This window comes from Mesorhizobium sp. M6A.T.Ce.TU.002.03.1.1, assembly GCF_003997275.1.
GTDB classification, from domain to species: domain Bacteria; phylum Pseudomonadota; class Alphaproteobacteria; order Rhizobiales; family Rhizobiaceae; genus Mesorhizobium; species Mesorhizobium mediterraneum.
The window spans coordinates 1-1918 of sequence record NZ_RZTI01000268.1; the positions used below are offsets into that span (position 1 = coordinate 1).

Annotated in this window: 2 protein-coding genes and 1 pseudogene; all 3 read right to left on the minus strand. The window is 66.7% G+C overall.

All coding sequences use genetic code 11. From position 1 onward, the window contains the following. Positions 1 to 834, minus strand: an 834-nt coding sequence (locus tag EOC93_RS33385) for an aminotransferase class III-fold pyridoxal phosphate-dependent enzyme (protein ID WP_127206741.1), incomplete at its 3' end; no start/stop codon positions are given. Then, the gene (locus tag EOC93_RS33390; RefSeq protein ID WP_127206742.1) at positions 831 to 1598 is read right to left on the minus strand and encodes an N-formylglutamate amidohydrolase; all 768 of its coding nucleotides are present in this window, start codon (positions 1596 to 1598) and stop codon (positions 831 to 833) included. The genes EOC93_RS33385 and EOC93_RS33390, both read right to left, overlap by 4 nt. Then, positions 1598 to 1918, minus strand: a pseudogene (locus tag EOC93_RS33395) (glutamine synthetase); the annotation flags it as partial. The gene EOC93_RS33390 and the pseudogene EOC93_RS33395, both read right to left, overlap by 1 nt.

Below are 1918 nucleotides of genomic sequence, written 5' to 3' on the forward strand. Positions count from 1 at the left end.
CGGCCCGAAAACCGCCGAAAGCGGCAGGCCGCCGCCGATACCCTTGCCGAACACGACCAGATCGGGCGTCAATCCTTCGTGCTGGAAACAGTGCATCATGCCGCTGCGGGCCAGCCCAACCTTGACCTCGTCGACGACGACCTTGATGCCATGCCTGCGGCAACGTTCCTGCAAAGTCTTGAGAAAGCCGGCCGGCGGCACGATCAGCCCGCCATCCGACATCAGCGGCTCGATGAATACCGCCGCGACCTGATGCGGCGGGCAGGTGGTCTCGAACTGGTAGTCGAGCAATGCAAGCACGTCCTCGGCGCTGAACTGCGGCCGGAACGGATCGGGGCAGGGGAGCAGCAGCACGCCCGGCCTGGGCAGCGTGTGGGTCATGGCGGTGTGGCCGCTGATGCCCATCGAGCCGGAGAGATTGCCGTGATAGGAGCCGATGAAGGAGATGAAGCGCGAGCGGCCTGTCGCGGCCTGCAGAACGCGCACGGCGCAGTCATTGGCGTCCGACCCGGAATGGCCGAACCAGACGCGCCGTTCGCCGTTGCCGGGCGTGATCGCCAGCAGCCGCTCGGCCAGCGAAACTGCTGGTTCGTTCGGGTAGAGCAGGAGACTGGCGCCCGCCATGTCGCGGATCGACGCTTCGACCGCGGCGACGATGGCCGGATGGCCGTAACCGAGGATTGCCGGACCGGCCGAGCCGGACAGGTCGAGCAGCGAGCGGCCGCCTTCCTCGATCAGCCGATTGCCCTGGCCGCCGACGACGCTCAGCGGCGAGAAACGCAGCTTGCCGATTTGGGCGATGGTTGCCGCGTCGCGCTCGCGCAGATTGCTCATGACGCCTTCTCCTTCTGCTGCGCGGGCAAGGCGGCGGCCAGACGGTTCGCCCACGCCTCGATGCCGGAGCGGCTCGACAACAGATCCTGCCGGATCTCGATGAGGACGGCGGGAATGCCGCGATCGTCGCCATGGATGGGCACGGCGTAGTCGGCATCGCGGCTGATCACGTAAGGCACATTCGCCGCGACGTTGAGCGCGCCGTCGACACTTAGGCCGGCAAGGATCGTTTCACCGAAATCTCCGGCGCGATCGTAAAGCACGCCGGCATGCCAGGGCCTGGGAACCCCGAGGAAGACCGGCGTGAAGCTGTGGATCGTCGCGATCCGCGTCGGCCTGCCGTCCTTCGCCCGGCGGTCGAGATGGGCGGCCACCTGGTCATGGAAAGGCGCGAACATGATTTCGGTGCGCCGTGCCCGCTCGGACGGATCGAGCCCGATATTGCCGGGAATATCGGTGTCTTCGGAGAGCACCGGAATGCTGCCGCTCGTGCCCAGCGGCCGGTTGAGGTCGATCAGCAGCCGCGAATAGCCGCTGAGGAAGGCCGGCGCATCGAGCAGCACCGACAGACGGCGCGTCACTTCGGCGGCGCCGATGTCCCAGGCGATGTGGCGCTGCAAATGGCCGATATCGAGCCCGAGCTGTCCATACTCCGCCGGAATGTGGTTGGACGCATGCTCGCACAACAGCACGATGTCGGAGCGGCCATTTTCGTTGAGCACGTCGACGGCAGCCGGCCACCCAGTTGCAAGCTGCGCAGCCATCAATAAAGCGTCCGGTAGAGGTCGCAGACAGCCACCGGATCGAGACCGGCAAGGCGCTCGGTCTCATGCCGCTTGAGGCCGACGAAGGTCTCGACGAAGACCGGTGCGAACCATCCGGTTACGGTGCTGTCGGTGGCGAGCGCGTCGAGCGCCGCCGGCAGGGTTTCCGGCAGGCGTACGAGGCCAAGATTCTTGCGCTCCGCCTCGCTCATCAGCGTCGGGTCGCCGGTCACCAGCGGCGGCGTCGGCAGCTTTGCCTTCAGCCCTTCCAGTCCCGCGCGCACGATGGCCGCCAGTGACAGATAGGGATTGCCGGTGGC

Bases quoted from the DNA above. Each gene is read 5' to 3' on its own strand.
- EOC93_RS33390 (WP_127206742.1), bottom strand. From the start codon at position 1,598: ATGGCTGCGCAGCTTGCAACTGGGTGGCCGGCTGCCGTCGACGTGCTC.